Genomic DNA, 26,984 nt, shown 5'->3' with positions numbered 1-26,984 from the left:
TCGCTCGCGTTCGCCGACGACGCTCGCCGCGCTGCCACGTCCACCGGTGAGCTCGCGAGCTCGCTCACTGTGCCAGCCCGCCCATCGCCCGCTGGCGCAGCGAGATCGCCTGCTGCTCGAGCGCCATCAGCTGCCCGAACGCCCGCATGTACTCGTCGCCGGCCTCGACCGGGTTCATCCGCTGCAGCCGGCCCTTGAGCGCGGCCACCTGGCGGACGGTGTGCATCTCCTCCAGCCGGGCCAGCACCGCGTTCACGTAGCCGGCGTCGGCCTCCCCCACCGACCGCATCGGCTCGACGGCGAGCGCGGTCAGCTGCGCTCGGGCGGTCTCGCTGGTGCAGTGCGCGGCGATCTCGTCCAGCCACGCCGGCCCGGTCACCCGGGTCGCCGCCGCTCCCCCGGCGGCGGCGACCGCGGCGGCCACCGCGGCGTGGTCGGGGTCGGTGTAGGCCTCCACCGGGATGGCGTCGAACGACGGCCCGGCGAGCTCGGGGGTCTGCAGGGCGGCCTTCACCGCCTCGCGCTCGACGGCGACCGCGATGTCGTCCGGCGACCGCTGCGGCGTCCGGGGACCCCGCGGCCGCTGCGGCGTGGCGCCGTCCCCGGTCAGCCGGCGCACCCGCTCGAGCACCTCGGCCTCGTCGGTGTTGCCGATCATCCCGGCCAGCTGGCGGGCGTAGGCCGGGCGCAGCGCGTGGTCCTTGATCTGCGCGACGAGCGGCACGGTCTTCTCCAGCGCGGCGACCCGCCCCTCGACGGTGTCGAGGTCGTAGCCGGCCAGCGTCGTCTTCAGCACGAAGGCGATCAGCGGCGTCCGGCGCGCCACGAGGTCGCGGACGGCGGCGTCGCCGTGCGCCTGCCGCAGCTCGCACGGGTCCCGGCCGTCGGGCTCCACCGCGACGTAGGTCTGCCCGACGAAGCGCTGGTCCTCGGCGAAGGTCTTCATCGCCGCGTTCTGCCCGGCCGCGTCGCCGTCGAAGGTGTAGACGACCTCGCCGCGGAACTCGTCCTGGTCCATGAGCAGCCGGCGCAGCACGCTGATGTGCTCCGGCCCGAACGCCGTGCCGCAGGAGGCCACCGCCGTCGTCACGCCGGCCAGGTGGCAGGCCATGACGTCGGTGTAGCCCTCGACGACGACCGCCTGGTGCCGGCGGGCGATGTCCCGCTTGGCCCGGTCGATGCCGTAGAGGACGGTGCTCTTCTTGTAGAGCGGCGTCTCCGGGGTGTTGAGGTACTTCGGGCCCGGGTCGTCGTCCATCAGCTTGCGGGCGCCGAAGCCGATGACGTCGCCGGTGATGTCGCGGATCGGCCAGACCAGCCGGCGGTGGAACCGGTCGATCAGCGACCCGCGGGAGGACTCCTTGGCCAGCCCGGCGGTGACCAGCTCCTGCTGGGTGTAGCCCTTGCCGCGCAGGTGCCGGGTGAGGGTGTCCCAGCCGCCGGGGGCGTAGCCGCAGCCGTAGTCGACCGCCACCTGCCGGTCGAAGCCGCGGTCGGCGAGGAACTGCCGGGCCGGCGCGGCCTCGGGCGTGCCCAGCTGCTCGGCGTAGAACGCGGCCGCCGCGGTGTTGGCCGCGACCAGCCGGGCGCGCTGCCCGGCCTGCTCGCGGGGCGGCGCGCCGGTGGGCCGGCCGCCGTCGTCCTCGTAGTGCAGCTCGACGTTGGCCCGCCCGGCGAGCAGCTCGACCGCCTCGCCGAACGACAGGTGGTCGATCTGCTGGATGAAGGAGATGACGTCGCCACCGGCCCCGCACCCGAAGCAGTGCCACAGGTTCCTCGACGGCGTCACGTGGAAGGACGGCGACTTCTCGTCGTGGAACGGGCACAGCCCCTTGAGGCTGCCGCCACCCGCGCGCTTGAGCTGCAGGTGCTCGCCGACGATCTCGTCGATCTTGCTGCGCTCCCGGATCAGCGCGATGTCCGCGGCCCGGATGCGTCCCCGGCCGGCCATCAGCTGCCTCCTGCCGCCGCCGCGCCACCGGCGATCGCGGCCGTCGCCGCCGCCTGGTCGCGGCGGGTCATCACCAGCGCCAGCCACAGCAGGAAGACCTGGTGGTCCAGGGACAGCGACGCGTCGGCGGTCAGCGTCGGCCGCGGCGACCAGCCGCCGGTCGTGCCGGTCTCGGCGACCACGCGGCCGCCGGAGAGGTAGCGGTGCCCGCCCTTCCAGCGGGACACGACCTCGGAGACGATCGGCGTCCCCTCCAGGTCGCCCTCCCAGGTGCCCTTCCAGAACGACGTCTGCCGGGCCCGGAGCCGGACGGCGTCCTCCGGGTCGGCCGCCCACCGGCCGGGGAGCTCCCTCTTGCGCTTCGCGAGCACCCACTCGCGGTCGCCGACGACGGCCGTGGCCGCCTCCTTCCAGTTCGAGGCCCGCAGCGTGGCGACGACGACGCCGTCGCGCAGCACGGGCAGGACGCCCTTCTCGGTGCCGGCCGAGCCGGCCTTGCCCAGTTCGAGCACGGCTCCTCCCCCGCTCAGCCGATCCCGGGCGCGCCGGCGACGCTCTCGCCGGTCGCGCGGTAGAGCAGGTAGGCCGCCGTCTCCCGGAGGATGTAGCGGAACTGCGTGGTACGGGTCTGCACGGCCGGCCCCTGCCGGGTCGGCGAGCTCTCCGCCTCGATGCCGGCGTCCTCGGCCATCCGCTCGGCGCGCATGGCGTGCCACGGGTCGGTCACCAGGACCGCCGAGCTCCAGCCGTGCTCGTCGAACGCCGTGCCCACCGCCCGCATGCTCTCCAGCGTGTCCACGCCCTCCTGCACCGGGAGCAGCGCGTCGCGCGGGACGCCCTCGCCGGCCAGGTAGTCGGCGCCGGCCTCGGCCTCGGTGAACTGGTCACCGGCCGCCTTGCCGCCGACGGTCACGATCACCGGCGCGACGCCGTCCTCGTACAGCTGCAGGGCGTGCTCCAGCCGGGCCTCGAAGATCGACGACGGGACGCCGTTGTACTGGGCCGAGCCGAGCACCACGATCGCGTTCGACGCCGGCCGGGCGTCCTGCCGCGCGGTGTACCAGATCGCCGTCGCGGTGGAGACGACGAGCAGGAAGAAGGCGAGCACGAGGGCGCCGACCACCCGGCCGATCAGGCTCCCTGCGCGCACCCCCACGCGTCATGGGTACCACGCGGGGCTGTCCGGATGAGGCGGATGGGGATGGTGTGCCGGACCACCGCTCCGCACTGCCGGCGTTTCTCGCGCAGTGCCGCCACTGCAGCGCCGGCAACCCGCGAGGAACGCCGGCAACCCGCCTTCAGGAGCCGACGTGCTCCGCCCCCAGGGCGGCGCGGCCGGCCTCGAGCCGGGCCACCGGCACCCGGAACGGCGAGCAGGACACGTAGTCCAGCCCGACCTGGTGGAAGAAGTGCACCGAGTCCGGGTCGCCGCCGTGCTCGCCGCAGATGCCGAGCTTGAGGTCCGGACGGCCGGCGCGGCCCCGCTCGACGGCGATCTCCACCAGCCGGCCCACGCCCGGCCGGTCGATCGACTCGAACGGCGAGACGCCGAAGATCCCCTTGTCCAGGTAGGCGTGGAAGAACGCCGCCTCGACGTCGTCCCGCGAGAACCCCCAGGTCATCTGGGTGAGGTCGTTGGTGCCGAAGGAGAAGAACTCCGCCGACTTCGCGATCTCCTCCGCGGTCAGCGCCGCGCGAGGCACCTCGATCATCGTGCCGATCAGCGGGCGGAGGTCGACCCCGTGCTCCGCGCAGACCTCGGCGACCACCCGCTCGGTCTCCTCGCGGATCGCCTCCAGCTCCTGCACCGCGCCGACCAGCGGGATCATGATCTCCGGGCGCGGGTCGCCGCCGGCCTGCACGCGCTCGCAGGCCGCCACGACGATCGCCCGTACTTGCATGGCGAACAGCCCCGGCACGACCAGCCCCAGGCGCACGCCGCGCAGGCCCAGCATCGGGTTCTCCTCGTGCATCCGCCGCACCGCGGCCAGCAGCCGCAGCTGGCCCTCGTCGTGGTGCCCCTCGGCCTCGGCCACCGCCACCCGCACGGAGAGGTCGGTGAGGTCGGGGAGGAACTCGTGCAGCGGCGGGTCGAGCAACCGGATGGTCACCGGCAGGCCGTCCATCGCCTCGAGGATCTCGACGAAGTCGCCCTTCTGCAGCGGCTCCAGCGCGTCGAGGGCCGCCTGCCGGTCGTCGTCCCCCTCGGCGAGGATCAGCTTCTCCACCAGCTGCCGCCGGTCGCCGAGGAACATGTGCTCGGTGCGGCACAGGCCGATGCCGTGCGCGCCGAAGCGCCGCGCCCGCGCGGAGTCCTCCGGGGTGTCGGCGTTGGTCCGCACGTCCATCCGCCGGCGCGAGTCGGCGTGCGCGAGCACCCGGTGCACGGCCCGCACCAGGTCGTCGGCCTCGGCCGACGCCGGGTCGATCTCGCCCTCGAAGTACCGGACGACGGACGACGGCTCGACCGGCACCTCGCCGAGCCACACCCGGCCGGTCGACCCGTCGATCGAGATGACGTCGCCCTCGTCGACGACGGTGCCGTCGGGTGCGGTGAACCGCCGGGCCTTGGTGTCGACCTGCAGCTCCTCGGCGCCGCAGACGCAGGTCTTGCCCATCCCCCGCGCGACGACGGCGGCGTGCGAGGTCTTGCCGCCGCGGCTGGTGAGCACGCCCTGGGCGGCGATCATCCCGGACAGGTCGTCGGGGTTGGTCTCCCGCCGGACCAGCACCACCGCCTCGCCGCGGCCGGCCCACTCGACGGCGGTCTCGGAGGAGAAGACGGCCCTGCCGACCGCGGCGCCGGGCGAGGCGTTCATGCCCTGGGTGAGCTGCTGCGCGTCCCCGCCGGAGACGAAGCGCGGGAACATCAGCTGCGCGAGCTGGTCGCCGGTGACCCGGCGGACCGCCTCGTCCATGTCGATGAGGCCCTCGTCGACCAGCTGGGTCGCGATGCGGAACGCCGCGGCCGCCGTCCGCTTGCCGACGCGGGTCTGCAGCATCCAGAGCTTGTTGCGCTCGATGGTGAACTCGATGTCGCACAGGTCGCGGTAGTGCGCCTCGAGCGTGGCCATGACGTCGAGCAGCTCCCGGTAGGCCCCCTCGTCGATCCGCTCCAGCTCGGTCAGCGGCACGGTGTTGCGGATGCCGGCCACGACGTCCTCGCCCTGGGCGTTCTGCAGGTAGTCGCCGTAGACGCCCTGCTCCCCGCTGCCGGGGTCGCGGGTGAAGGCGACGCCGGTGCCGGAGTCCATGCCCAGGTTGCCGAAGACCATGGCGACGACGTTGACCGCGGTGCCGGCGTCCCCGGGGATGCGCTCGCGGCGGCGGTAGAGGATCGCCCGCTCGGCGTTCCAGGAGTCGAAGACGGCGGTGATGGCCAGGTCCAGCTGCTCGCGCGGGTCCTGCGGGAAGTCCCGGCCGGCGTGCTCGCGGACGATCGCCTCGTACCGGCGGACGACGTCCTGCAGGTGCCCGGCGTCGAGGTCGAGGTCGAGGTCGGTGCCCTGCGCGCGCTTGACCTCGTCGAGGGCCTCGTCGAAGTGCTCGCCGTCGATGCCCAGCACCGTCTTGCCGAACATCTGGATCAGCCGGCGGTAGGAGTCCCAGGCGAAGCGCTCGCTGCCCGACTGGGCGGCCAACCCGCGGACCGACTCGTCGTTGAGGCCCACGTTGAGGACGGTCTCCATCATCCCCGGCATCGACGCCGCCGCTCCCGAGCGGACCGAGACCAGCAGCGGGTCGGCCGGGTCGCCGAGGGTCTTGCCCATCGCCTTCTCCAGCGCCGTCAGGTGCTCGGTCACCTGGTCGGCGAGCTCCGGCGGGGTGCTGCCGTGCTGCAGGTAGTGGCGGCAGGCGTCAGTGGTGATGGTGAACCCGGGCGGCACGGGCAGCCCCAGGTTGGTCATCTCGGCGAGGTTGGCGCCCTTGCCGCCGAGCAGGTCCTTCTGGTCCTTGCTGCCTTGGCTGAAGTCGTAGACCCAGGTCGCCTGCCCGGTTCCGCCCACCGCGCACCTCCGCGCTCGTCCGTCGGCCGCTCCTCCGCCCGGAGCAGACGTCTCATACGTCTTCCGCAGGGGTGATCGTGTCCGATGCCGGAGAGGCACGCCAGACCCGACGGGCGGCGGCCCCCTCAGCGCGAGGGGCCGGGAGCGGTGCGAGCGTCAGCCGGCGGAGGTGCCGCAGACGCGGGCGCCGTCCTCGCTGACGACGGTCAGCGTCGAGGTGCTGCCGTCGGCCCACTGCACGTCGACCCGCTGCACCGGCTCGCCGTCCTGCTCGCCCTCGGTCGTGCCGGCGACCTCGCCGCGCCCGCCGGCCGCGTAGACGCCGGGGACCGCGTCGGGGGCGAGTCGGGCGCGCTCGACGTCGCAGAGCAGCCCGTAGGCGGTCTCGAGGTCGTCCGCGGCGAGGGCGTCCAGGAAGACGCCGGTGACCTGGCGCGCCTGCTCCTCCGGGCTGCCCTTGACCAGCGGCAGCCCCAGCGCCATCGCCACCGCGACCAGCACGGTGCCGCCGAGGATCGCCAGGATCAGGCCGCGCGCCGACCGCGGGGTGCCGGTGTGCAGCGGCGCCGGGTCGTCGTCGTACAGGTAGGGGCCCTCTGTCACGGCGCTCACCCGCCGCTCACGCCGAGCTCGGCCCCCGCCGGCGGCCGGGGGTCGTCGCGGTCGTCGAGCCACCCCTGCGGCAGCGCGACCGGACGCGGCGGGCTGGTGCGCCCGCGCGGACCGCCGAGCACCGCCGTCGGGTAGGGCTGGTCGGGGATGCCGGCCAGCAGCCCGCCCAGCTCGTCGAGGGAGCTCACCATCGCCAGCGCCCGGCGGACGTCGGAGCCGACGGAGAAGCCCTTGAGGTACCAGGCGACGTGCTTGCGGAAGTCGGTGCAGCCGTGCAGCTCACCCTGCTCCTCGGACAGCAGCTCGGCGTGCCGGACCATGACCGCGGCGACCTCGCGGAGGGTCGGCAGCGAGCGCCGGGACTGCCCCGCGAAGGCCGCGGCCAGGTCGCCGAACAGCCACGGTCGGCCCAGGCACCCCCGGCCGATGACCACCCCGGCGCACCCGGTCTCGGCGACCATGCGCAGCGCGTCGTCTGCCTCCCAGATGTCGCCGTTGCCGAGCACCGGGATGTCGACGGCCTCGACCAGCCGGGCGATGGGCGCCCAGTCGGCGGTGCCGCTGTAGAGCTGGTCGGCGGTGCGCCCGTGCAGGGTGATCGCCGCGGCGCCCTCGTCCTGGGCGATCCGCCCGGCGTCGAGGTAGGTGACGTGGTCGGCGTCGATGCCGATGCGCGTCTTGACGGTGACCGGCACGTCGCCGGCCGCCCGGACGGCGGCCCGCACGATGTCGCGGAAGAGCACCCGCCGCCACGGCAGCGCCGACCCGCCGCCCTTGCGGGTCACCTTGGGCACCGGGCAGCCGAAGTTGAGGTCGACGTGCGCGGGACGGGTGCCGGCCACGCCCTCGTCGACGAGCATCTCGACCGCGCGGCCGACGGTCGCCGGGTCGACGCCGTAGAGCTGCACGGAGAAGGCGTCCTTCTCGTCGGGAGTCGCCCGGACCATCTGCAGCGTCTTCTCGTTGCGCTCCACCAGCGCCCGCGTCGTGATCATCTCGCAGACGTAGAGCCCGGCCCCGAACTCGCGGCACAGCGTGCGGAACGCCGGGTTGGTGATGCCGGCCATCGGCGCGAGCACGACGGCGGGGTCGACGGTGAGGGTGCCCAGCTGCAGCGGAGCCGGGGCCGTCCCGGTGGACGGACCCCGCTCGAGGACGCTGCTGCTCACCCCACCAGGGTAGGCGGCGACCCGCGTCACCCCGGCGGTCAGCCACTCTGCCGGGGGTTCGGGGCGGCCGGGCCGAGGATGCGGACAGGATCTGACCGCATCCGCCCCTAGCGTGCGGCCATGGACGTGACACGGACGACGGCGGTGGACTGGACGCACGAGCTGCTCGAGCAGCTGGACTGGCACTGGCGCACCCAGCTGCGGCCGCGGCTGGACGGGCTGACCGACGACGAGTACCGCTGGGAGCCGGTCCGGGGCGCGTGGAACGTGCGGCCGCGCGGCACGTCACCCGCGCCGATCGCCGCCGGCCGGGGTGACTTCACCATCGACTTCGCGTTCCCCGAGCCCGACCCTGCCCCGGTCACCACGATCGCGTGGCGGCTCGGGCACGTGGTGGTCGGCGTGCTGGGCATGCGGGCGGCCGCGCACTTCGGCGCGCCGCCGACGGACTACGAGAGCCACGAGTACCCGGGCGACGCGGCCACGGCGCTCGCCCAGTTGGACGCGGCCTACGCCGCGTGGACGACGGGCGTCCGGGAGCTGGGCGAGGAGGGGCTGCACCGGCCGTGCGGACCGGCCGAGGGCCCCTACGCCGACGCGCCGATGGCCACGCTCGTGCTGCACATCAACAGGGAGGTGCTGCACCACGGCGCCGAGATCGCGCTGCTCCGCGACCTGTACCGCTGGCGCTGATCGCGGGCGCCGTGCACCTCCGCGGCCCCTTCCGTCGGTTTCCACGGGGACCGACGGAAGGGGGTGACGGCGTCAGCAGACGGGGAGGCGCTGCTTGAGGTAGCCCTCGACCTGGCCGAGGGGGATCCGCTCCTGGCTCATCGAGTCCCGCTCGCGGACGGTCACTGCGTCGTCCTCGAGGGTGTCGAAGTCGACGGTGAGGCAGAACGGCGTCCCGATCTCGTCCTGCCGGCGGTACCGGCGTCCGATGGCGCCGGCGTCGTCGAAGTCGACGTTCCAGCTCTGCCGGAGCGTGGCCGCCAGGTCCCGCGCCTTCGGCGAGAGGTCGGCGTTGCGCGACAGCGGCAGGACGGCGGCCTTGACCGGCGCCAGCCGCGGGTCCAGCCGCAGCACCGTGCGGGTGTCGACGCCGCCCTTGGCGTTGGGCGCCTCGTCCTCGGTGTAGGCCTCGATGAGGAAGGCCATCAGCGAGCGGGTCAGCCCGGCCGCGGGCTCGATGACGTACGGCGTCCAGCGGGTGTTCGTGCCCTGGTCGAAGTACGTGAGGTCGGCGCCGGAGTGCTCCGAGTGCGTCTTCAGGTCGAAGTCGGTGCGGTTGGCGATGCCCTCCAGCTCACCCCACTCCGAGCCCTGGAAGCCGAAGCGGTACTCGATGTCGACGGTGCGGGTCGAGTAGTGCGACAGCTTCTCCTTCGGGTGCTCGTAGTGCCGCAGGTTGTCGCGGGCGATGCCGAGGTCGGTGTACCAGCGGGTGCGCTCGTCGATCCAGTACTGGTGCCACTGCTCGTCGGTGCCCGGCTCGACGAAGAACTCCATCTCCATCTGCTCGAACTCGCGGGTGCGGAAGATGAAGTTGCCCGGGGTAATCTCGTTGCGGAACGACTTGCCGATCTGGCCGATGCCGAACGGCGGCTTCTTCCGCGCCGCGCCCATCACGTTGGCGAAGTTGACGAAGATGCCCTGCGCGGTCTCCGGGCGCAGGTAGTGCAGGCCGGACTCGTCCTCGACCGGGCCGAGGTAGGTCTTGAGCATCATGTTGAAGTCGCGCGGCTCGGTCCACGCGCCCTTCGTGCCGCAGTTCGGGCAGGTGATGTCGGCCAGGCCGTTCTCCGGCGCCCGGCCCTTGCGCGCCTCGAACTCTTCCTCCAGGTGGTCGGCGCGGAACCGCTTGTGGCAGTTCTGGCACTCGGTCAGCGGGTCGGTGAAGACGCCGACGTGACCGGAGGCGACCCAGGTCTGGCGGGGCAGGATGACCGAGGAGTCCAGGCCGACGATGTCGTCGCGGCTCTGGACGACGGTGCGCCACCACTGCCGCTTGATGTTCTCCTTGAGCTCGACGCCCAGGGGCCCGTAGTCCCAGGCGGAGCGGGTGCCGCCGTAGATCTCACCCGACGGGAAGACGAAGCCCCGTCGCTTGCAGAGGTTCACCACCTTGTCGAGGCGGGCGGGGTCGTGCTTGGCGGTGCTCTCGCTCACGGCGGGGGGCTCCATCCGGCTGGCGGTCGGCGGGTTGACCCGTCCACGGTAGTTGCCGGCTCCGGGCGGTCCGGTGGCGCACCGGCGGCGCCTCCCCACGTGGGGGTGCTCGGGCCGGTCGCCTCAGGCCGGGGAGGCGGCGTCCCCGTCCGGCAGGTAGACCCCGGGCTCGTCGAGGGCGTGCACCCACACCGGGGCACCAGCGATCTTCACCTCGGCCGCCGACAGCGCCCGACGGTAGGAACCGACGCCGTCCCAGCGGGTCACCAGCGCCCACAGCCCCGGGTCGTCGGCGGACCGGCCGAGCTCGCCGTCCCGGAAGCCGGGCCGCGCGGCGAGGGCGGCCAGCAGCACCTCGACGTCGGCGGCCAGGGCGCCGGCATCGCCTCCCGACACCCGCAGGCGGGTCACCGCGAACACGTCGCCGCCTACGCGGACCCGAAGCGGCGCTGCCGCGAGGCGTACTCCTCGCACGCGGCCCACAGGTGCCGGCGATCGAAGTCCGGCCAGAGCGTGTCGAGGAAGACGAACTCGGCGTAGGCCGACTGCCACAGCAGGAAGTTGCTGGTGCGGTTCTCGCCGGAGCTGCGGACGAACAGGTCGACGTCGGGCATGTCGGGCTCGTCGAGGAAGCGGGCGACGGTCGCCTCGTCCACCTTGTCGGGGTCCAGCCGGCCGGCGGCGACCTCGCGGGCGATCGCGGCGGCCGCGTCGGCGATCTCGGCGCGGCCTCCGTAGTTGACGCACATGGTGAGCGTGAGGACGTCGTTGTCCTTCGTCAGCTCCTCGGCGACCTCCAGCTCCTTGATGACGCTGCGCCACAGCCGCGGACGGCGGCCGGCCCAGCGCACCCGGACGCCCAGCTCGTGCATCTCGTCGCGGCGGCGGCGGATGACGTCGCGGTTGAAGCCCATCAGGAAGCGGACCTCGTCGGGGCTGCGCCGCCAGTTCTCCGTGGAGAAGGCGTAGGCGCTGATCGCGCCGATGCCCAGCTCGATGGCGCCCTCGACGCAGTCGAACAGCGAGGACTCCCCCGCCTCGTGGCCGGCGGTGCGCGGCAGCCCGCGCTGCTTGGCCCAGCGGCCGTTGCCGTCCATCACGATCGCGACGTGCCGGGGCACCTTGTCGGCCGGCAGCTCCGGCGGGCGGGCCCCGGACGGGTGCGGGTTCGGGGCCTTGACCTCACGACGCACGACCTCACGCCTCACAGCCCCAGGCTCACTTCCCGGCGGGGCGCCGACTCGCTCCGGTCCACCAGCGGCAGCGAGCGCAGCCCGCGCTCGAGGTGCCACTGCAGCAGCGCGGCGACCAGGCCGCTGCCCTCGCGGCGGTTGGTGCCCTGGCTGGCCTCGGCGGTCGTCCAGTCCCCGGTCAGCAGGGCGTCGAGCAGCTCGATGGTCGCCGCGTTCGGCATCGCCGACCCCGCGGGCCGGCAGGGCGGGCAGACCATGCCCCCGGCGGGCACCGAGAAGTGCCGGTGCGGGCCCTCCTCGCCGCAGCGGGCGCAGCCGTCCAGCGCCGGCTCCCAGCCGGCCACGGACATGGCGCGCAGCAGGAAGGCGTCGAGCACCAGCCCGGCGGGGTGGGCGCGCTCGGCCAGGGACCGCAGTGCGCCGATGACCAGCAGGAACAGCCGCAGCGAGGGCTCCTTCTCCTCGGCGGTGAGCCGGTCGGCGGTCTCCAGCACCGCAGTGCCGGCGGTGTACGCGGGGTAGTCGCCGGCGATCGGCTGGCCGTAGGAGCGGATCGTCTCGGCCTGGCTGACGATGTCGAGGTTCCGCCCGGTGTAGAGCTGCAGGTCCACGTGGGTGAACGGCTCCAGCCGGGCACCGAACTTGCTCTTGGTGCGGCGCACGCCCTTGGCCACCGCCCGCACCTTGCCGTGCCGGCGGGTGAGCACCGTGACGATCCGGTCGGCCTCGCCCAGCTTCTGGGTGCGCAGGACGACGCCCTCGTCGCGGTAGAGCGCCTTGGGGGTGGTGGACATCAGTAGCCCAACCGGTTGAGCTTCTTCGGGTCGTCCTGCCACTCGCCGAGCACGGTCACGTGCAGGTCGAGGTGCACCCGGGCTCCGAGCAGCGTCTCGATCCCGTGCCGCGCCTCGGTGCCGATCGCCTTGATGACCTCCCCGCCGCGGCCGAGCAGCATCGGCTTCTGGCTGGGCCGCTCGCAGTGCAGCAGCGCGTGCACCTCGACCAGCTCGCCGTCCTGGCGCTTGGGATCGGGCCGGCGGGTCATCTCCTCCACCGTGACGGCGAGGGAGTGCGGCACCTCCTGGAAGACCTTCTCCAGCGCGGCCTCGCGGACCAGCTCGGCGATCTGCCGCTCGACGTTCTCGTCGGTGGTCTGCTCCTCCGGGTAGAGCGGCGGGCCCTCGGGCAGCAGGCCGACCAGCAGGTCCTCCAGCAGCTCGACCTGGTCGCCCGCGACCGCGCTGACCGGGACGACCTCGGCGGCGTCGACGAGCGCGCTGGCGGCCACCAGCTGCTCGGCGACCTGCTTCTTCGAGGCGGCGTCGGTCTTGGTGACCACCACGACGACCGGGGCCGCCACCTCGCGCAGCTGCCGGGCGATGAACCGGTCCCCGTTGCCGACGGGCTGGTCGGCCGGCACGCAGAAGACCACGACGTCGACCTCGGACAGCGTGTCGCGGACGACGTCGTTGAGCCGGCGGCCGAGCAGGCTCTTGGGCTTGTGCAGGCCGGGGGTGTCGACCAACACGAGCTGCCCGCCCGGCCGGTGGACGACGCCGCGGATGGCGTGCCGCGTGGTCTGCGGGCGGTTGCTGACGATGCCGACCTTCTCGCCGACCAGCGCGTTGGTGAGCGTGGTCTTGCCGGCGTTGGGGCGGCCCACCAGGCAGGCGAAGCCGCTGCGGTACGGCTGGTCCGGCGAGGTCACCCGTCCAGTCTCCCACCGCCGGACGACAGCCCCGGCCTGGCGTGGCCGACCTCGCGCGCCTGGGAGGATGCCCGTGTGGCGGGTCGGCGGAGACGGGAGCAGGACGAGCCGCCGGCGGTGCGGATCGGTCGGGAGCGCCAGCGGCACGCGTCGCAGGTCGCCGCGTACGGCTTCTTCCCCGGGCGTGGCGCGCGCCGCTCGGCCACGGTCGTCCCGGCGCCGCTGCGCTACTGGCAGTACTCCCCGGCCCGGCTGTGGCTCGTGGGAGCGGTGGTCCTCGGGCTGGGCCTCTGGCTGGGGCTCGCCGCGTGGAGCGGTGGCGCCGCGGCGCTCGCCGGCGAGGTGCCGCTGGCCGTCGTCCTGGGGCTGGCCGTGCTGGTGCTGTCCACGACCCGGCTGACCGTCTCCGACGCCGGGCTCTCCTCCGACGTCGCGGGGCTGCGAGCCACGTCGGTCCTGCACGTGGTCGCCCGCAGCGCCGTGCGGGAGGCCCGCCGCGGCGCCCCGCCGGCCGGCTGGCCCCGGGCGAAGCGCCGGGGCGGCTGGTGGCCGGGGCGCACGCGGGTCGCCGTCCGGCACCTCGCGGCCGACGGCGCGACGGAGCAGGCCTTCACCGTGTGGGTGCGCGACCCCGAGGCGTTCGCCGCGGCCCTGGACGTGCCGCTGCGCTAGACCGTGGTGCGGAGCTGGACCGTGGTGCGGAGCTGGACCGTGGTGCGGAGCTGGACGGGGGTGCGCAGCTAGACCGTGGTGCGGACCGCGCCGTCCGGGCCGGCGAGGAACACCGGGGCCGACGGCGTGAGGTCGTGGACGGCGGCCAGCCCGGCGGACTCGACGGCATCGGCAGCCGAGACGACCGCCGCGGCCTCGAGCCCCTCGACCCCGCTGGAGACGGCGGCGGCGACGGCGGCCTGCAGTGCGGAGAGCTCGAGCGACGGGAGCGCGACGCTGGCCGCGACGTAGGTGCGCCCGTCGGTGTCGCGCACGGCCGCGCCCTCGGCGGCACCGGTGCGGCCCCGGGCGGAGCGGGCGAGGGTGACGAGCTTGGCGTCCTCGGGCTGCAGGGGTGCGGAGGGCTGACTCACGAGGGGTCAGCTTTCCACGGCCGCCGGCACGTCCGCCCGGGTGGCCCCCGACTCCTCGGTCTCCTCGGCCTCCGGCTCGGGCGCGCGGCAGACCAGGATCGTGTCGATCCGGTTGCGCCGTCCGCCGGTGCTCTCGGCCACCAGCCGCAGCCCGGCGACCTCCGCCTCCGAGCCCTCGATCGGCACCCGGCCGAGCTCGCGGGCGAGCAGGCCGCCGACGGTCTCCACGTCGTCGTCCCGGGGCAGCTCGACGTGGAACAGCTCGGCGAGGTCCTCGACCGGCAGCCGCGCGGTGATCCGCACCGCCCCGTCGTCGAGCTGCTCGACCGGCGGCCGCTGGAACGCGTCGTGCTCGTCGGCGATCTCGCCGACGATCTCCTCCAGGATGTCCTCGATCGTGACCAGGCCGGCGAAGCCGCCGTACTCGTCGACGACGATCGCGATGTGGATGCGCTGGGCCTGCATGTCCCGCAGCAGCTCGTCCACCGGCTTGGACTCGGGCACGAACGTCGGCGGCCGCATGATCTCGTCGACCCGCGTGCCGTTCTTCGGGTCGTGGTGGCCCTGCGTCCGGCGGATGAGGTCCTTGAGGTAGACGACGCCGACGACGTCATCGACGTTCTCGCCGATGACCGGCAGGCGGCTGAAGCCGCTGCGCATGGCCAGCGCGAGCGCCTGCCGGACGGTCTTGGTGCGCTCGATCCAGACCACGTCGGTGCGCGGCACCATGACCTCGCGGGCGATGGTGTCGCCCAGCTCGAACACCGAGTGGATCATGTTGCGCTCGCCGGACTCCACGACGCCGCGCTCCTCGGCCATGTCGACCAGTTCGCGCAGCTCGACCTCGGAGGAGAACGGCCCGTCCCGGTAGCCGCGGCCGGGGGTGATCATGTTGCCGACGAGGATCAGCAGGGTCGCCACCGGCCCGAGCACCCGGCCCAGCAGCCGGACGACCCCGGCGCTGGCCAGGGCGACGCCGTAGGCGTGCTGGCGGCCGAGGGTGCGCGGCCCGACGCCGACGAGCACGTAGCTGACGACGGTCATGACGCCGGCCGCGGTGAGCACCGTCTGCCAGCCGCCGCCCCACAGCCGGTACAGCACGACGGTGCCCAGCACCGCGGCGACCATCTCGCAGGCGATCCGCAGCAGGAGCAGCAGCGCCACGTGGCGGGCCCGCTCGTCGACGACGTCGGCCAGCACCGCGGCCCGCTTGACGCCGTCGCGCCGCATCTCGTCGACGCGCGCCTTGGAGACCCGCTGCAGGGCGGCGTCGAGCGCGCCGAAGGTGCCCGCGAGCGGGATCAGGCAGACGGCGATCACCAGGAGGGTGATCTCGCCGGAGGTCATCGCTGGTCCGGCCCCCGGTCGACCGGGTCCCCGGTCACGGGCTCCCGGGGCGCGGAGCGCCAGCCCTCCAGCAGCTTGGACTGCAGGCCGAACATCTCCTTCTCCTCCTCGGGCTCCATGTGGTCGTAGCCCAGGATGTGGAGCACGCCGTGGGTGGCCAGCAGGATCAACTCGTCGTCCATCGTGTGGCCGGCGGCGCGGGCCTGACGGACGGCGACCTCGGGGCAGAGCACGACGTCCCCGAGCAGCGCCGGGCCCGGCTCGGGCTCGTCGGGACGGCCGGTGTCGAGCTCGTCCATGGGGAAGGCGAGGACGTCGGTCGGCCCCTTCTCCCCCATCCAGCGCTCGTGCAGCGTGCTCATGTAGTCGGTGTCGACGCACAGCACCGACAGCTCGGCCATGGGGTTGACCCCCATCTCGGCGAGCACGTAGGTGCAGATCGCGGCCAGCGAGGACTCGTCGACGGCGATCTCGGACTCGTTGGCGACCTCGACGGGCATGCCGGTCAGCTCCCCTGCCGGCGCGGCCGCGACGGGCGCACCGCCGGCTGCCCCGGGCCGGCCGGCGCGCTGCGCTTCTGGGCGGCGTCCCAGCGCTCGTAGGCGTCGACGATGTCGCCCACCAGCCGGTGCCGGACGACGTCGGAGCTGGTCAGGTTGGCGAAGTGGACGTCCTCGATGTTGTCGAGGATCTCCCGCACGATCTTCAGCCCGCTGGGCGCGCCGCCGGGGAGGTCGATCTGGGTGATGTCCCCGGTGACGACGATCTTGGAGCCGAAGCCGAGCCGGGTGAGGAACATCTTCATCTGCTCGGCGGTGGTGTTCTGCGCCTCGTCGAGGATGACGAACGCGTCGTTGAGCGTGCGGCCGCGCATGTAGGCCAGCGGCGCCACCTCGATGGTGCCCGACTGCATCAGCCGCGGGATCGACTCGGGGTCGACCATGTCGTGCAGCGCGTCGTACAGCGGCCGCAGGTACGGGTCGATCTTCTCGCTCAGCGTGCCGGGCAGGTAGCCCAGCCGCTCGCCGGCCTCGACCGCCGGGCGGGTGAGGATGATCCGGTTGACCTGCTTGGTCTGCAGCGCCTGCACCGCCTTGGCCATCGCCAGGTACGTCTTGCCGGTACCGGCCGGGCCGATGCCGAAGACGATGGTGTGCGCGTCGATGGCGTCGACGTAGCGCTTCTGGTTCAGCGTCTTGGGCCGGATCGTGCGGCCCCGCCGGCTGATGATGTCGAGGCTGAGGACGTCGGCCGGCCGCTCGGACCCCCCGGCGCGGAGCATGCCGATGACCCGGCGCACCGAGTCCGGGCGCAGCGCCTGGCCGGTGCCGATCAGGGCGATGAGCTCGTCGAAGACGGCGACGGCGAAGGCGTTGTCGGCCGGCTGCCCGGTGACGGCGATCTCGTTGCCGCGCACGTGGACGTCGGTGTCGACCTCGTTCTCGACCAGCCGGAGCAGCTCGTCGCCGGTGCCGAGGAGGGCGACCATGGGGACCGAGTCGGGGACGGTGATGGTGGTCCGGACCGCGGCCGGGACGACGTCCTCCAGGCCGGGAACGGACGGGGCGGGCGAGCCGAGGTGGCCGTCCGCCGCTGCGGCCTGCGCCGATGCCTCACGGGACGTGGGTGCACCCGGCACGGGGACGTTCGGGGAGGAGTCGGGCAAGAACCCTCGACCCTGCCTTCCTGCTACGGCGATGCGGACCTCCCGAGTCTACCCGCGCGCCGACCCCCGGAACCCCGCGTCGAGCAGCCGGTCACCGTCCGGAGTACGTCGCCTTCCCCGGGCCCTCGGCGAGGAAGGACGCGACGGCGCCGCGCAGGTCCTCGGTGCCGAACAGCGCGCCGGAGACCTCCGGGACCAGGTCGTCGGCGGCCCGCGCGCCCTGACGGACGGCGGTGGTCACGAGCGTCTTCGTGGCCGCGTGCGCGACGGTCGGCCCGGCGGCGACGCGGCGGGCGTAGCCGCGGGCGGCCTCGGCGAAGCCGTCGTCGGGCAGGACGCGGTTGACCACGTCCCACCGCTCGAGCACCGCGGCCGGGTATCGCTCGCCGGTGAAGACCAGTTCCTTGGCGCGCGCCGGGCCGGCCCGCTCGGCCAGCCGCTGCGGACCGCCCATCGACGGGGTCAGGCCGACGACGATCTCGACCAGCCCGAAGCTCGCGCTCTCCGCCGCGAGCAGCACGTCGCAGGCCAGCGCCAGCTCGAAGGCGGCGGTGAGGGTCAGCCCGTGCGCGGCGAAGACGGTGGGCACCGGCAGGTCCTCGAACGCCTGGGCGACGCGCAGCAGCCGCCGCCACAGCCGGGCTCCTTCCCCGGTGGGGTCGGGGCCCTCGGCGATGTCGCGGAAGAAGGTGACGTCGACCCCGCCGGAGACGACCTTGCCCCGGGCCTCGACCAGCACCGCGCGGGCGCGGCCGGCGTCGGCCGGGTCGGTGATCGCCCCCAGATCGTCGGCGACCCGCTCGATCACGTCGAACACCGGGGCGTCGAAGAGGTTCAGCGGCGGGTTGTCCAGGACGACGACGGCGACGTCGCCGTCCCGCTCGATGCGCACGGGCTCGGTCATGCGAGGAGCCTGGCAGCTCGGGGGGCGGACGGCGGGGTGAGCGGGACCAGGCCGCTCCGGGAGGCGAGGGCGGTCGGCGGGCGCGTCAGCCGACGTGGGCGTGGTGGTCGCGCTTCACCCGGTACATGGCGACGTCCGCGCGCGTCAGCAGGGTCTCGGGGGCGTCCCCGGGGCGGGACAGCGCGGCGCCGACACTGACCCCGACGGCCACCTGCACCTCTCCCGCGGGGCCGCGGTCCACCGTCAGCGGGGCGGTGACCGCTCGCTCGACGCGCTCGACCACCACGGCGGCGGCCTCGGCGGTCGGCACGTCGGGGCAGACGACGACGAACTCGTCACCGCCCAGCCGGCCCACCGTGTCGCCGGGACGGAGCACCGTGTGCAGCCGCCGGGCGGTCTCTCGCAGGACCGCGTCACCGGCCGCGTGACCCCACGCGTCGTTGACCGCCTTGAAGCCGTCGAGGTCGCAGAAGAGGACGGCGACCGGGACGCCGGACCGCGCCGAACCCTGCAGGGCGTGACGGACCCGGTCGACCAGCAGTCCCCGGTGCGGCAGGCCGGTCAGCGTGTCGTGCAGCGCCTCCGCCCGGAGCTGGTCCTCCAACTCCCGCTGGCGGGTGACGTCGGCCATCGCAATGACGCCGCCGAGCGGCTGGCCGTGCGGGCCGTGGATGGGGGCACCCGTCACCGAGAGGCGGCGGGCGGCCCCGCTCCCCGCCGCGACGACGACCTCCACGTCGCGGACCGCCTCCCCCCGCAGCACCTTGGACAGCGGCAGGTCCTCGTCCGGCAGCGGGGTCGTCGCGTCGGGCCCGTACAGGCCGAGCTCCCGGGCCAGATCCGAACCCAGGACGGCGTCGGGCCCCAGGTCGCCGAGCCATGCCCGGCCGACGCCGTTGAACACCTGCACCCGCCCCTCGGCGTCGGCCGCCACCACCCCGACCGGGAGGGCGTCCAGCAGCGCCCGGTCGAACGCCCGCGCGCGGGTCAGCTCGGCCGCCAGCTCACCGACCAGCCGGCTCTGCCGGCACCGTTCCAGCAGGGCCACGACGACGTCGGCGAGGTCGGCCAGCCGCTGCCGGTCCGGCTCGGTGAACTCGTGCGGCTCGGGGTCGAAGACGCACAGCGTGCCGATCACGACGCCGTCCAGCCGCAGCGGCGCGCTCGCGTACCCGCGGACGCGTCCGTACCGCCCGTCCACCCACGGGCTGTCCGCGAAGCGCGGGTCGGTGCGCAGGTCCGCGCTGGCGAAGACGCCGTCGGTGAGCGCACGGGTCCGGTGGCAGAGAGACTCCGTGCGCGGCGAGGTGCCGCCGGGAAAGCCGTGCGTGGCGAGCTGGCGCTGGTGCTCGGCCTCGAGGATGTTGACCGTCGCGCAGGGAGTTCCCAGCAGTGCCGCGGCCAGCCGCACGATCGTGCGCAGCTCGGCGTCCGCCAGGAGCCCCGGGTCGTCATGGGTCACAGCAGGGGCATCGGAACGCACCTGTCCGGGGTCCAGCCGCCGCCCGCCGCCGTCCCCCGCACGGGTGACCGGCTCTCAGCCCGGCGGCCAGTTCAGGTGCCGGCCGCCCAGGACGTGCAGGTGCACGTGGTGCACCGTCTGCCCGGCCGCCGGACCGGTGTTGGTCACCACCCGGTAGCCGGGCTCGACGTCGTACTCCGTCGCCAGCCCCTCCTGCACCGCCACCTCGTGCGCCGCGCGGACGACGGTGGCGAGCAGGTCGGGGTCGGCGGCGGCGAGCGAGGCCACCGTGGGGTGGTGGTCCTTCGGGACCACCAGCACGTGCGTCGGGGCCTGCGGGTTGATGTCCCGGAAGGCGAGCGTGCGGTCGGTCTCGTGCACCACGGTGGCCGGGACCTCGCCGGCGACCATGCGGCAGAAGAGGCATTCCACGTCCCGGACGATAGGGGGCAGGTCACACCGGCGTGGACCAGGATGGCCGGGACCCGTCCCCTCTCCGCCGGAGGTGTCCCGTGCCCGCCCTCTCCCCCCGCTCGAGGACGTAGTGAGCACCCGTCGCGTCGCCCGGTCGGGTGGCCCCGGAAGCCCGCTCCCCCCGCTGTCCCGCCGCACCCTGCTGGCCGGCGCCGGCGTCGCCCTCGCCGCCGCGGTCACCGGCTGCGGCCGCTCCTCCCCCGTCTCCTCCTCGGCCTCCGGCCCGTCGGGCCCGCTGCGCATCGGCGCCATCCCCGACCAGGACCCCGAGGTCCTCCAGCGCCTCTACGGCACCGTCGCCGACTCGATGGCGACCGCGCTCGACCTGGAGGTGGAGTACCGCCCGGTCACCGACTACGGCGCCGCGGTCTCCCTCTTCCGCACCGGCGACCTCGACCTCGTCTGGTTCGGCGGGCTCACCGGCGTCCAGGCCCGCCTGCAGACCCCCGGCGCCGAGCCGGTCGCCCAGCGCGACATCGACGAGCGGTTCACCTCGGTGTTCGTCGTCAACGCCGGCACCGGCCTGGCGCCGGCCGACGACCTGACCGCCCTGGCGCCGCTGCGGTTCACCTACGGCAGCGAGACGTCGACCTCCGGGCGGCTCATGCCGGCGTACTTCCTCCGCGAGGCCGGCGTCGACCCGCAGGGGTTCCCCGGCGGGCCGGGCTTCTCCGGCTCCCACGACGCCACGCTCGCGCTGGTCGCGTCGAGCAGCTACCAGGCCGGCGTGCTCAACAGCCAGGTCTGGACGTCGCGGTCGGCGGAGGGCGCGATCGACCCGGCCGTCGTCCGGTACGCCGAGACGCCGACCTACCACGACTACCACTGGCTGCTCGGCCCGCGGGCCGCCGAGCGGCTCGGGGTCGACGACCTGCCCGCCCGGCTGCGCGGCTACTTCACCGGTCTGTCGGCCGACGACCCGGACGACGCCGAGGTCCTCGACCTGTTCGGCGCCGGCTCCTTCATCCCGACCGAGGTCGCCAACTACGGCCAGATCGAGCAGATCGGCCGCGACCTGGGGCTGGTCAGCTGACCCCCGTCCTGCGGCTCTCCGGCGTCGAGGTCCGGTTCGGCGGGACGACGGCGCTGGCCGGGGTCGACCTCGCGGTCGGCCCCGGCGAGCGGGTCGCCCTCGTCGGGGCCTCCGGCGCGGGGAAGTCGACGCTGCTCGGCCTGGCCAACGGGTCGGTGACACCCACGGCCGGGTCGGTCCGCGTGCTGGACACCGACCCGGCTGCGCTGCGCGGTCGCGCGCTGCGCCGGCTGCGCGCCCGGGTGGGCACGGTGCACCAGCACCTGGAGCTGGTCGGCCCGCTGCGCGTGGTGCACAACGTCAACGCCGGCCGGCTGGCGGGCTGGCCGGCCGCGCGGGCGGCGTGGTCGCTGCTGCGGCCGCAGGGCGTGCCCGACGTGGTGGCCGCGCTCGACCGGGTGGCCCTCGCCGACCGGGCGTTCGAGCGCACCGAGCGGCTCTCCGGCGGCCAGCGCCAGCGGGTGGCGATCGCCCGGCTGCTGGTCCAGCGCCCGGAGCTCGTGCTCGCCGACGAGCCGGCCTCCGCGCTGGACCCGGCCCTGGCCGACCGCGCCCTGGACCTGCTCGGCGAGCTCGCCGCGGCGCGCGGCGGGGCGCTGGTCGCCGCGCTGCACGACCCCGGGCTGGTGCTGCGGCACTGCGACCGGGTGGTCGGGCTCGCCGACGGCCGCGTGGTGCTCGACTCCCCGGTCGCCGCGCTGTCGGCCGCGGACCTGGCGGCGTTCTACGGGGCGCCGGCGTGACCGCGGTGCTCCAGCGGCCGGTGGCCCGGCCGTCGCCCCGTCTGCGGCGGGACCGCCGGCGCTGGGCCTGGGGACTCGGCGCGGCCGGCGTCCTGCTGTGGTCGCTGGCCGGGACGGGCCTGTTCACCGGCGCGGTGGTCAACCCCGGCGGGACGGCGCAGTTCGGCCGGTTCGCCGCGGCCGCCCTGTCGCCGGCCCGGGACCCGGACTTCCTCGGCGTCCTGGCCGGCTCGGCCCTGGTCACGGTCGCCTACGCCGCGCTCGGCACCGCGCTCGCGCTCGTCCTCGGCGCGCTCGGGGCGGTGCTGGTCTCCCGGACCACCTGGGGACGGCGCCGGCTCGGCTGGCTCACCGCGCGGGGGGTGCTCGCCGTCCCGCGGGGGCTGCACGAGGCGGTGTGGGGGCTGCTGCTGGTCAACGTGCTGGGCCTGGACCCGTGGGTGGGCGTGCTGGCCATCGGGCTGCCCTACGGCGCGGTCACCGCCAAGGTCTTCGCCGACCTCGTCGACGAGGTGCCCCGCGGCGGGTACGAGGCGCTGCTGGCGGCCGGCGCCGGGCGCACCGGCGCGGCGCTCTACGGGCTGCTGCCACCGGCCGCGGGCGGGCTGCTCTCGTACTCGTTCTACCGGCTGGAGTGCGCGGTCCGGTCGGCCGTCGTCCTCGGGATGGTCGGCGCCGGCGGCCTGGGCTACCAGCTGTCGCTGTCGTTCGCCTCGCTGCGGTGGGACCAGGTGTGGAGCGCGGTCTACGCGCTGGCGCTGCTCTGCCTGCTCGCCGACGTCGCGGGGCGGGCGGTGCGCCGGCGGCTGGCCACCTCGCCGGCCGGGCTGCGGCGGGACCGGGTGCTGACCGCGGCGGGAGCCGGCACCGTCGTCCTCGTCGCCTGGTCGTGGTGGTACCTGGCGATCACGCCGGCGACGCTGGCGTCCGGCCGGGTCCGCGAGCAGCTGGCGTACGTCCTCGGGGCGGCCTGGCCGCCCTCCACCGACGGCGACCTGCTGCGCTCGATCGCGTCGCTGGCGGTGGACACCGTGCAGATGTCGGTCGTCGCGATCGCCGTCGCCACGCTGGGCGCGGTGCTGGTGGCCGGCGTCGCGGCCCGCCCGGCGCGGCGGCCGGGGCCGGGACGGCGGGCGGCCGGCGTCCTGGTGCGCACCGGGCTGCTCCTGCTCCGCGCGGTGCCGCCGCCGGTGTGGGCCCTCGTGCTGCTGTTCGTGCTCCTGCCGGGGGTGCTGCCCGGCGCGCTCGCACTCGGCGTCTACACGCTGGGGGTGCTGGGCCGGCTGGCCGCGGAGGTGACCGAGGAGCTCGACCCGCGCCCGTCGGCGGCGCTGGCCGCGCTGGGCGCCCGCCCGGCGGGTGCCTGGCTGTACGGCGTGCTACCGCGGGCGGTGGGGCCGGTGCTGGCCTACGCGCTCTACCGGTGGGAGGTCGTCGTCCGCGACACGGTGCTGGTCGGGCTGCTCGGCGCGGGCGGGCTGGGCGCGCTGCTGGCGACGGAGATGGCCGCGTTCGACTGGGCGTCGGTCACCACGGTGCTGGCCGCGGTCGTCGTCCTCACGCTGGCGGTCGACCTGGTCAGCGACCGCGCCCGCGCCGTCCTGCGGTGAGGAGTGGGGGCGATGACACTGCGGTCCTCCGGCCCGCACCACGGCCAGGTGCCGTCCCCCGGCCGCCCTGAGTGCATCCGCGAACCGTGCCGGGAGGCCTCCGGCCCCCACGTCACGGCCCGCACGCGGTCCGTCCTATCCCCAGCGGGTGCGGACCGACAGGGCGGCCAGGGCCGCGGCGCCCGCGGTGGAGGTGCGCAGCACCTCGGGGCCCAGCCGCACCGGGCGGGCACCCGCGGCGGCCAGGGCGACGACCTCGCCGTCCGAGAGCCCGCCCTCGGGGCCGACGACCACCGCGACGGTGCCCTCCGACGGCAGCTCCAGCCGGGCCAACGGGTGGCGGGCCTGCTCGTGCAGCACGATCGCCAGGTCGACGTCGGCGAGCACCCCGCACACCTGCCGGGTGGTCATCAGGTCGGTGACCTCGGGCACCCGCGGACGGCGGGACTGCTTGCTGGCCGCACGCGCGGCGGCCCGCCACTTGGCCACGCCCTTGGCGGCGCGGTCCTCGCGCCAGCGGGTGACGCAGCGCGACGCCGCCCACGGCACGATCCGGTCGACGCCGAGCTCGGTGGCCAGCTCCACGGCCAGCGGGCCGCGCTCGCCCTTGGGCAGCGCCTGCACCAGGACCAGCTCCAGCGCCGGTGGGGGCACCTCGTGCCGCGTGGAGACCGCCACCCGCAGCCCCTCGGGCCCTGCGGAGAGCACCGCCCCCTCGGCGACGGTCCCCCGGCCGTCCCCGACGCGCACCTTCTCCCCGGGGGTGAGCCGCAGGACGTCGACGGCGTGCCGGCCCTCGGCGCCGTCGACGAGCAGCTCCTCGGCGTCGGGCAGCTCGTCGAGCAGGAACAGCGGCGCCCCGTCCAGCTCGGGCACGCGGTCGTCGGTCACGACGGTCACGCGGCCTCCTCGCCGGCGCTCGTCGGCCGCGGTCCCGGCGGTGCCGTGTCCACCGGTGTGCTCGCGAGCCCGCTCACTTGAACGCGTCCCGCACGCGGGAGAACAGCCCACCCTGCGCCCCGGAGGGGGACGCCGCCGGGTGGTCCTCGCCGCGCAGGGCGGCGAGCTCGCGCAGCAGCTTCTCCTGCTCGGCGTCCAGGCGGGTGGGCGTCTCGACCTCGACGTGCACGTACAGGTTGCCGCGCCCGGTGGCCCGCAGCCGCGGCGCGCCCTTGGCACGCAGGGTCAGCACGCTGGCCGGTTGCGTGCCCGGCCGGATGTCGACCTCCTCCTCCCCGTCGAGCGTCTCGAGGGTGAGGGTGGTGCCCAGCGCGGCGGCGGTCATCGGCAGGGTGACCCGGCAGTGCAGGTCCTCGCCGTCGCGGGTGAAGACCGGGTGCGGCAGCTCGTTGATCTCGACGTAGAGGTCGCCGGCCGGGCCGCCGCCGGGGCCGACCTCGCCGTGGCCGGTCAGCCGGATGCGCATGCCGTCCTCGACGCCGGCGGGCACCTTGACCGGGATGGTGCGCCGGGCACGGACCCGCCCGTCGCCGCCGCACTTGGGGCACGGCTCGGGGATGACCTGGCCGGTGCCGGCGCAGGTCGGGCAGGCGCGGGAGGAGACCACCTGGCCGAGGAAGGAGCGCTGCACGCTCTGCACCTCGCCGCGGCCGGCGCAGGTGGTGCAGGTGGTCGGGTGGGTGCCGGGCGCGGTGCCGGCGCCGGTGCACGCGTCGCAGAGGACCGCGGTGTCGACCGTGATCTCCCGCGTCGTGCCGAAGACCGTCTCGTCGAGGTCGAGGTCGATCCGGATGAGCGCGTCACCGCCGGCCCGGACGCGGCTGCGCGGGCCGCGCGTGGTGGCCCCACCGCCGAAGAAGGCGTCCATGATGTCGCCGAGGCCACCGAACCCGGCACCCGCGAACGGCCCGCCCGCACCCGCGCCGGCGCCGTTGTCGAACGGGTCGCCACCGAGGTCGACGATCCGGCGCTTGTCCGGGTCGGTCAGCGCCTGGTAGGCCCGGCTGACCTCCTGGAAGCGCTCCTTGGCCCCCGGGTCGGGGTTGACGTCGGGGTGCAGGTCCCGCGCCAGCCGCCGGTAGGCCTTCTTGATCTCGGCGTCGGTGGCGCCGCGGGACAGCCCGAGCACGCCGTAGTAGTCGGTTGCCATCGAGAAGTCTCAGCCTCAGCTCTCGGCCAGGATCTGGCCGACGTAGCGGGCCACGGCGCGGACCGCGGCCATGTTCATCGGGTAGTCCATGCGGGTGGGGCCGACGATGCCCAGGCCCCCGAGCGCGCGGTCCCCGGAGCCGTAGCCCACGGACACCACCGACGCACCAGTGAGCGCCTCGTGCGCGTTCTCCTCGCCGATGCGGACGAGCACCGCGCCGCCGGTGTCCACCTCGCTGATCAACCGCAGGACCACCACCTGTTCTTCCAGCGCCTCCAGCAACAGCCGCAGACTGCCGGGGAAGTCCCGCGCCTCGCGGGCCAGGTTCGCCGTCCCGCCGACGACCAGCCGGTCCTCCCGGGGCTCGACGAGGGTCTCGATCAGCGCGGCGCCGACCGTGGCGACCAGCGGGCGCAGGTGCGGCGGAGCGGTCTCCAGCAGGTCGGGCACCTTGCCCCCGGCGTCGACCAGCTTCGCCCCGCTGAACGCCGTGTTGAGCAGGTTGCGCAGCTCGGCGACGTCGTCCCGGTCGACGTCGACCGGACACTCGACGACGCGCTGCTCGACCCGGCCGGTGTCGGTGATCAGCACCAGCAGCAGCCGGGAGCTGGCCACCTGCACCACCTCGAGGTGGCGCACCGCGCTGCGCGACAGCGTCGGGTACTGGACGACGGCGACCTGGTGGGTCAGCTGCGCGAGGAGGCGGACCGTCCGGTTGAGGACGTCGTGCAGGTCCAGCGCGCCGTCGAGGAAGCGCTCGATGGCCTTGCGCTCGGCGGCCGAGAGGGGCTTGAGCCCGGAGAGCCGGTCGACGAAGAGCCGGTAGCCCTTGTCGGTGGGCACCCGGCCGGCGCTCGTGTGCGGCTGGGTGATGTAGCCCTGCTCCTCGAGCACGGCCATGTCGTTGCGGATGGTGGCGGGCGAGACGCCGAGGTCGTGCCGCTCGGCGAGGGCCTTGCTGCCCACCGGGTCGTTGGTGGACACGAAGTCCTGGACGATCGCCCGCAGGACCTGCAGGCGGCGCTCGTCGTGCGCCACGGTGACACCTCCCCGTACCGGTCGACGCGTCGTGCGACCCCGTCGCGGAGGCGCCCGGGCGCTCCCGGCACCGGCCGCTCGGACGGCTGGCACTCGCACGGACAGAGTGCCAGAACAGCATACGTGAAGGACCCCGTCCCCCTCACCGCTCGCAAGCGCGCGGCGAGCCTCCGGACGGGGCCGTCCGCGAGGCGGCCGATAGGCTCGCGCCGTCGGTCCGGTGCCCACGCGGGCCCGCAGAGCGGAGGTCGGTGCCCTGATCTTCAAAGCGGTCCGCAACGGCCGGCCCTATCCCGAACACGGCCTCTCCACGCGGGACTGGGCCATGATCCCGCCTCGGCAGATCCGGCTCGACACCCTGGTCACGACCAAGAGCGAGCTGGCGCTGGACACCCTCCTCGCCGACGACTCCACCTTCTACGGCGACCTGTTCCCGCACGCGGTGCAGTGGCACGGCGACCTCTACCTGGAGGACGGGCTGCACCGGGCCCTGCGGGCGGCGCTGCAGCAGCGCAACGTCATCCACGTCCGGGTGCTCGACCTCGACGCCCTGATGCCGGCCGAGGCCGCCGGCCCGACCACAGCGGCCATCCCCGCCCAGCCCCCGGTCCCCGGCCGCCGGGACTGAAGGCCCCTGGGGGCCCCGCCGCCGGCCTCCCTGCAGGGCCCCGCCGTGAGCCTGCGAGCGGAGGAGGGCAGGGAG

The 26,984-nt window shown here is 74.7% G+C and carries 27 protein-coding genes; 6 read left to right on the top strand and 21 right to left on the bottom strand.

The features are described 5' to 3' along the window. Positions 1-64 precede the first annotated feature (64 nt). The 6 genes from dnaG to dusB all read right to left on the bottom strand — a co-directional run bounded on the left by dnaG (position 65) and on the right by dusB (position 7,739). The gene (gene dnaG / locus ACI789_RS00850; protein WP_457006249.1) at positions 65-1,951 is read right to left on the bottom strand and encodes a DNA primase; all 1,887 of its coding nucleotides are present in this window, start codon (positions 1,949-1,951) and stop codon (positions 65-67) included. Continuing rightward, the gene (locus ACI789_RS00845; RefSeq protein WP_457006248.1) at positions 1,951-2,463 is read right to left on the bottom strand and encodes a hypothetical protein; all 513 of its coding nucleotides are present in this window, start codon (positions 2,461-2,463) and stop codon (positions 1,951-1,953) included. The genes dnaG and ACI789_RS00845 overlap by 1 nt, the downstream gene beginning before the upstream one ends. Positions 2,464-2,477: 14 nt before the next feature. Beyond that, positions 2,478-3,107, bottom strand: coding sequence for a YdcF family protein (locus ACI789_RS00840; protein WP_457006247.1), 630 nt, complete (start codon positions 3,105-3,107; stop codon positions 2,478-2,480). A gap of 142 nt (positions 3,108-3,249) precedes the next feature. After that, positions 3,250-5,958 carry a pyruvate, phosphate dikinase gene (ppdK, locus tag ACI789_RS00835; RefSeq protein WP_457006246.1) on the bottom strand — a complete coding sequence of 903 codons (2,709 nt, stop codon included), beginning with the start codon at positions 5,956-5,958 and terminating at the stop codon, positions 3,250-3,252. Positions 5,959-6,114: 156 nt separating this feature from the next. Continuing rightward, positions 6,115-6,570, bottom strand: a complete 456-nt coding sequence (locus ACI789_RS00830; protein ID WP_457006245.1) for a hypothetical protein — start codon at positions 6,568-6,570, stop codon at positions 6,115-6,117. Then, the gene (dusB, locus tag ACI789_RS00825; protein WP_457006244.1) at positions 6,567-7,739 is read right to left on the bottom strand and encodes a tRNA dihydrouridine synthase DusB; all 1,173 of its coding nucleotides are present in this window, start codon (positions 7,737-7,739) and stop codon (positions 6,567-6,569) included. The genes ACI789_RS00830 and dusB overlap by 4 nt, the downstream gene beginning before the upstream one ends. A 120-nt stretch (positions 7,740-7,859) precedes the next feature. Here dusB and ACI789_RS00820 point away from each other — a divergent pair, with 120 nt between their 5' ends. Beyond that, positions 7,860-8,432: a DinB family protein gene (locus tag ACI789_RS00820; protein ID WP_457006243.1), complete on the top strand. Its 573-nt coding sequence runs from the start codon at positions 7,860-7,862 to the stop codon at positions 8,430-8,432. A gap of 72 nt (positions 8,433-8,504) precedes the next feature. Here the strand turns inward: ACI789_RS00820 and ACI789_RS00815 are convergent, their stop codons facing one another. The 5 genes from ACI789_RS00815 to era form a co-directional block, all read right to left on the bottom strand. Next, positions 8,505-9,908, bottom strand: coding sequence for a glycine--tRNA ligase (locus ACI789_RS00815; protein ID WP_457006242.1), 1,404 nt, complete (start codon positions 9,906-9,908; stop codon positions 8,505-8,507). Between the two features lie 123 nt (positions 9,909-10,031). After that, a complete protein-coding gene (locus ACI789_RS00810) occupies positions 10,032-10,319 on the bottom strand; it encodes an antibiotic biosynthesis monooxygenase family protein (RefSeq protein ID WP_457006241.1) in 288 nt (95 codons plus the stop codon). Between the two features lie 17 nt (positions 10,320-10,336). Then, complete coding sequence (locus ACI789_RS00805) at positions 10,337-11,116, bottom strand: isoprenyl transferase (protein ID WP_457006240.1); 780 nt, start codon at positions 11,114-11,116, stop codon at positions 10,337-10,339. Then, the gene (recO, locus tag ACI789_RS00800; RefSeq protein WP_457006239.1) at positions 11,113-11,895 is read right to left on the bottom strand and encodes a DNA repair protein RecO; all 783 of its coding nucleotides are present in this window, start codon (positions 11,893-11,895) and stop codon (positions 11,113-11,115) included. Before recO ends, ACI789_RS00805 begins: the two co-directional genes overlap by 4 nt. Further along, complete coding sequence (era, locus tag ACI789_RS00795; protein ID WP_457006238.1) at positions 11,895-12,809, bottom strand: GTPase Era; 915 nt, start codon at positions 12,807-12,809, stop codon at positions 11,895-11,897. The genes recO and era overlap by 1 nt, the downstream gene beginning before the upstream one ends. A 117-nt stretch (positions 12,810-12,926) precedes the next feature. On the opposite strand from era, the gene ACI789_RS00790 reads away from it, so the two are divergent. Further along, the gene (locus ACI789_RS00790; protein ID WP_457006237.1) at positions 12,927-13,481 is read left to right on the top strand and encodes a hypothetical protein; all 555 of its coding nucleotides are present in this window, start codon (positions 12,927-12,929) and stop codon (positions 13,479-13,481) included. A gap of 68 nt (positions 13,482-13,549) precedes the next feature. Here the strand turns inward: ACI789_RS00790 and ACI789_RS00785 are convergent, their stop codons facing one another. The 7 genes from ACI789_RS00785 to ACI789_RS00755 form a co-directional block, all read right to left on the bottom strand. Beyond that, on the bottom strand, positions 13,550-13,894 hold the full coding sequence (locus tag ACI789_RS00785) for a cytidine deaminase (RefSeq protein WP_457006236.1): 345 nt from the start codon (positions 13,892-13,894) through the stop codon (positions 13,550-13,552). Positions 13,895-13,900: 6 nt separating this feature from the next. Beyond that, on the bottom strand, positions 13,901-15,241 hold the full coding sequence (locus ACI789_RS00780; RefSeq protein ID WP_456919098.1) for a hemolysin family protein: 1,341 nt from the start codon (positions 15,239-15,241) through the stop codon (positions 13,901-13,903). After that, the gene (gene ybeY / locus ACI789_RS00775; protein WP_456919097.1) at positions 15,238-15,741 is read right to left on the bottom strand and encodes an rRNA maturation RNase YbeY; all 504 of its coding nucleotides are present in this window, start codon (positions 15,739-15,741) and stop codon (positions 15,238-15,240) included. Before ybeY ends, ACI789_RS00780 begins: the two co-directional genes overlap by 4 nt. 5 nt (positions 15,742-15,746) lie before the next feature. Further along, a complete protein-coding gene (locus tag ACI789_RS00770) occupies positions 15,747-16,907 on the bottom strand; it encodes a PhoH family protein (RefSeq protein ID WP_457006235.1) in 1,161 nt (386 codons plus the stop codon). A gap of 91 nt (positions 16,908-16,998) precedes the next feature. After that, positions 16,999-17,811: an enoyl-CoA hydratase/isomerase family protein gene (locus ACI789_RS00765; RefSeq protein WP_457006234.1), complete on the bottom strand. Its 813-nt coding sequence runs from the start codon at positions 17,809-17,811 to the stop codon at positions 16,999-17,001. A gap of 85 nt (positions 17,812-17,896) precedes the next feature. Continuing rightward, positions 17,897-19,273, bottom strand: coding sequence for a diguanylate cyclase domain-containing protein (locus ACI789_RS00760; protein WP_457006233.1), 1,377 nt, complete (start codon positions 19,271-19,273; stop codon positions 17,897-17,899). 75 nt (positions 19,274-19,348) lie between these two features. Beyond that, entirely contained in the window at positions 19,349-19,705 is a 357-nt protein-coding gene (locus ACI789_RS00755; protein WP_457006232.1) for a histidine triad nucleotide-binding protein, read from the bottom strand. 112 nt (positions 19,706-19,817) lie between these two features. Between ACI789_RS00755 and ACI789_RS00750 the strand changes: the two genes are divergently transcribed. The 3 genes from ACI789_RS00750 to ACI789_RS00740 are packed head-to-tail and all read left to right on the top strand — an operon-like array spanning position 19,818 to position 23,133. Beyond that, positions 19,818-20,780 (top strand): putative selenate ABC transporter substrate-binding protein, encoded by a 963-nt coding sequence (locus ACI789_RS00750; protein WP_457006231.1) that lies wholly within the window; start codon positions 19,818-19,820, stop codon positions 20,778-20,780. Further along, the gene (locus tag ACI789_RS00745) at positions 20,777-21,523 is read left to right on the top strand and encodes a phosphonate ABC transporter ATP-binding protein (RefSeq protein ID WP_457006404.1); all 747 of its coding nucleotides are present in this window, start codon (positions 20,777-20,779) and stop codon (positions 21,521-21,523) included. The genes ACI789_RS00750 and ACI789_RS00745 overlap by 4 nt, the downstream gene beginning before the upstream one ends. Continuing rightward, complete coding sequence (locus tag ACI789_RS00740) at positions 21,520-23,133, top strand: PhnE/PtxC family ABC transporter permease (protein ID WP_457006230.1); 1,614 nt, start codon at positions 21,520-21,522, stop codon at positions 23,131-23,133. Before ACI789_RS00745 ends, ACI789_RS00740 begins: the two co-directional genes overlap by 4 nt. 135 nt (positions 23,134-23,268) lie before the next feature. On the opposite strand, the gene ACI789_RS00735 is transcribed toward ACI789_RS00740, so the two are convergent. From ACI789_RS00735 to hrcA, 3 genes are all read right to left on the bottom strand, one after another. Then, positions 23,269-24,033, bottom strand: a complete 765-nt coding sequence (locus ACI789_RS00735) for a 16S rRNA (uracil(1498)-N(3))-methyltransferase (RefSeq protein WP_457006229.1) — start codon at positions 24,031-24,033, stop codon at positions 23,269-23,271. Positions 24,034-24,106: 73 nt separating this feature from the next. Further along, positions 24,107-25,243: a molecular chaperone DnaJ gene (gene dnaJ, locus ACI789_RS00730; RefSeq protein WP_457006228.1), complete on the bottom strand. Its 1,137-nt coding sequence runs from the start codon at positions 25,241-25,243 to the stop codon at positions 24,107-24,109. A 15-nt stretch (positions 25,244-25,258) separates the two neighbouring features. Beyond that, the gene (gene hrcA / locus ACI789_RS00725) at positions 25,259-26,281 is read right to left on the bottom strand and encodes a heat-inducible transcriptional repressor HrcA (RefSeq protein ID WP_457006227.1); all 1,023 of its coding nucleotides are present in this window, start codon (positions 26,279-26,281) and stop codon (positions 25,259-25,261) included. A 220-nt stretch (positions 26,282-26,501) separates the two neighbouring features. Between hrcA and ACI789_RS00720 the strand changes: the two genes are divergently transcribed. Then, a complete protein-coding gene (locus ACI789_RS00720; RefSeq protein ID WP_456919090.1) occupies positions 26,502-26,909 on the top strand; it encodes a type II toxin-antitoxin system VapB family antitoxin in 408 nt (135 codons plus the stop codon). Positions 26,910-26,984: the final 75 nt, after the last annotated feature.

The organism is Geodermatophilus sp. SYSU D00965 (genome assembly GCF_054050075.1).
This window is presented reverse-complemented; position numbering and strand designations above follow the sequence as displayed.

Bases quoted from the DNA above. Each gene is read 5' to 3' on its own strand.
- ybeY (WP_456919097.1), bottom strand. From the start codon at position 15,741: ATGCCCGTCGAGGTCGCCAACGAGTCCGAGATCGCCGTCGACGAGTCC.
- recO (WP_457006239.1), bottom strand. From the start codon at position 11,895: ATGTCCACCACCCCCAAGGCGCTCTACCGCGACGAGGGCGTCGTCCTG.
- ACI789_RS00765 (WP_457006234.1), bottom strand. From the start codon at position 17,811: ATGACCGAGCCCGTGCGCATCGAGCGGGACGGCGACGTCGCCGTCGTC.
- ACI789_RS00780 (WP_456919098.1), bottom strand. From the start codon at position 15,241: ATGACCTCCGGCGAGATCACCCTCCTGGTGATCGCCGTCTGCCTGATC.
- ACI789_RS00820 (WP_457006243.1), top strand. From the start codon at position 7,860: ATGGACGTGACACGGACGACGGCGGTGGACTGGACGCACGAGCTGCTC.
- dnaG (WP_457006249.1), bottom strand. From the start codon at position 1,951: ATGGCCGGCCGGGGACGCATCCGGGCCGCGGACATCGCGCTGATCCGG.
- dnaJ (WP_457006228.1), bottom strand. From the start codon at position 25,243: ATGGCAACCGACTACTACGGCGTGCTCGGGCTGTCCCGCGGCGCCACC.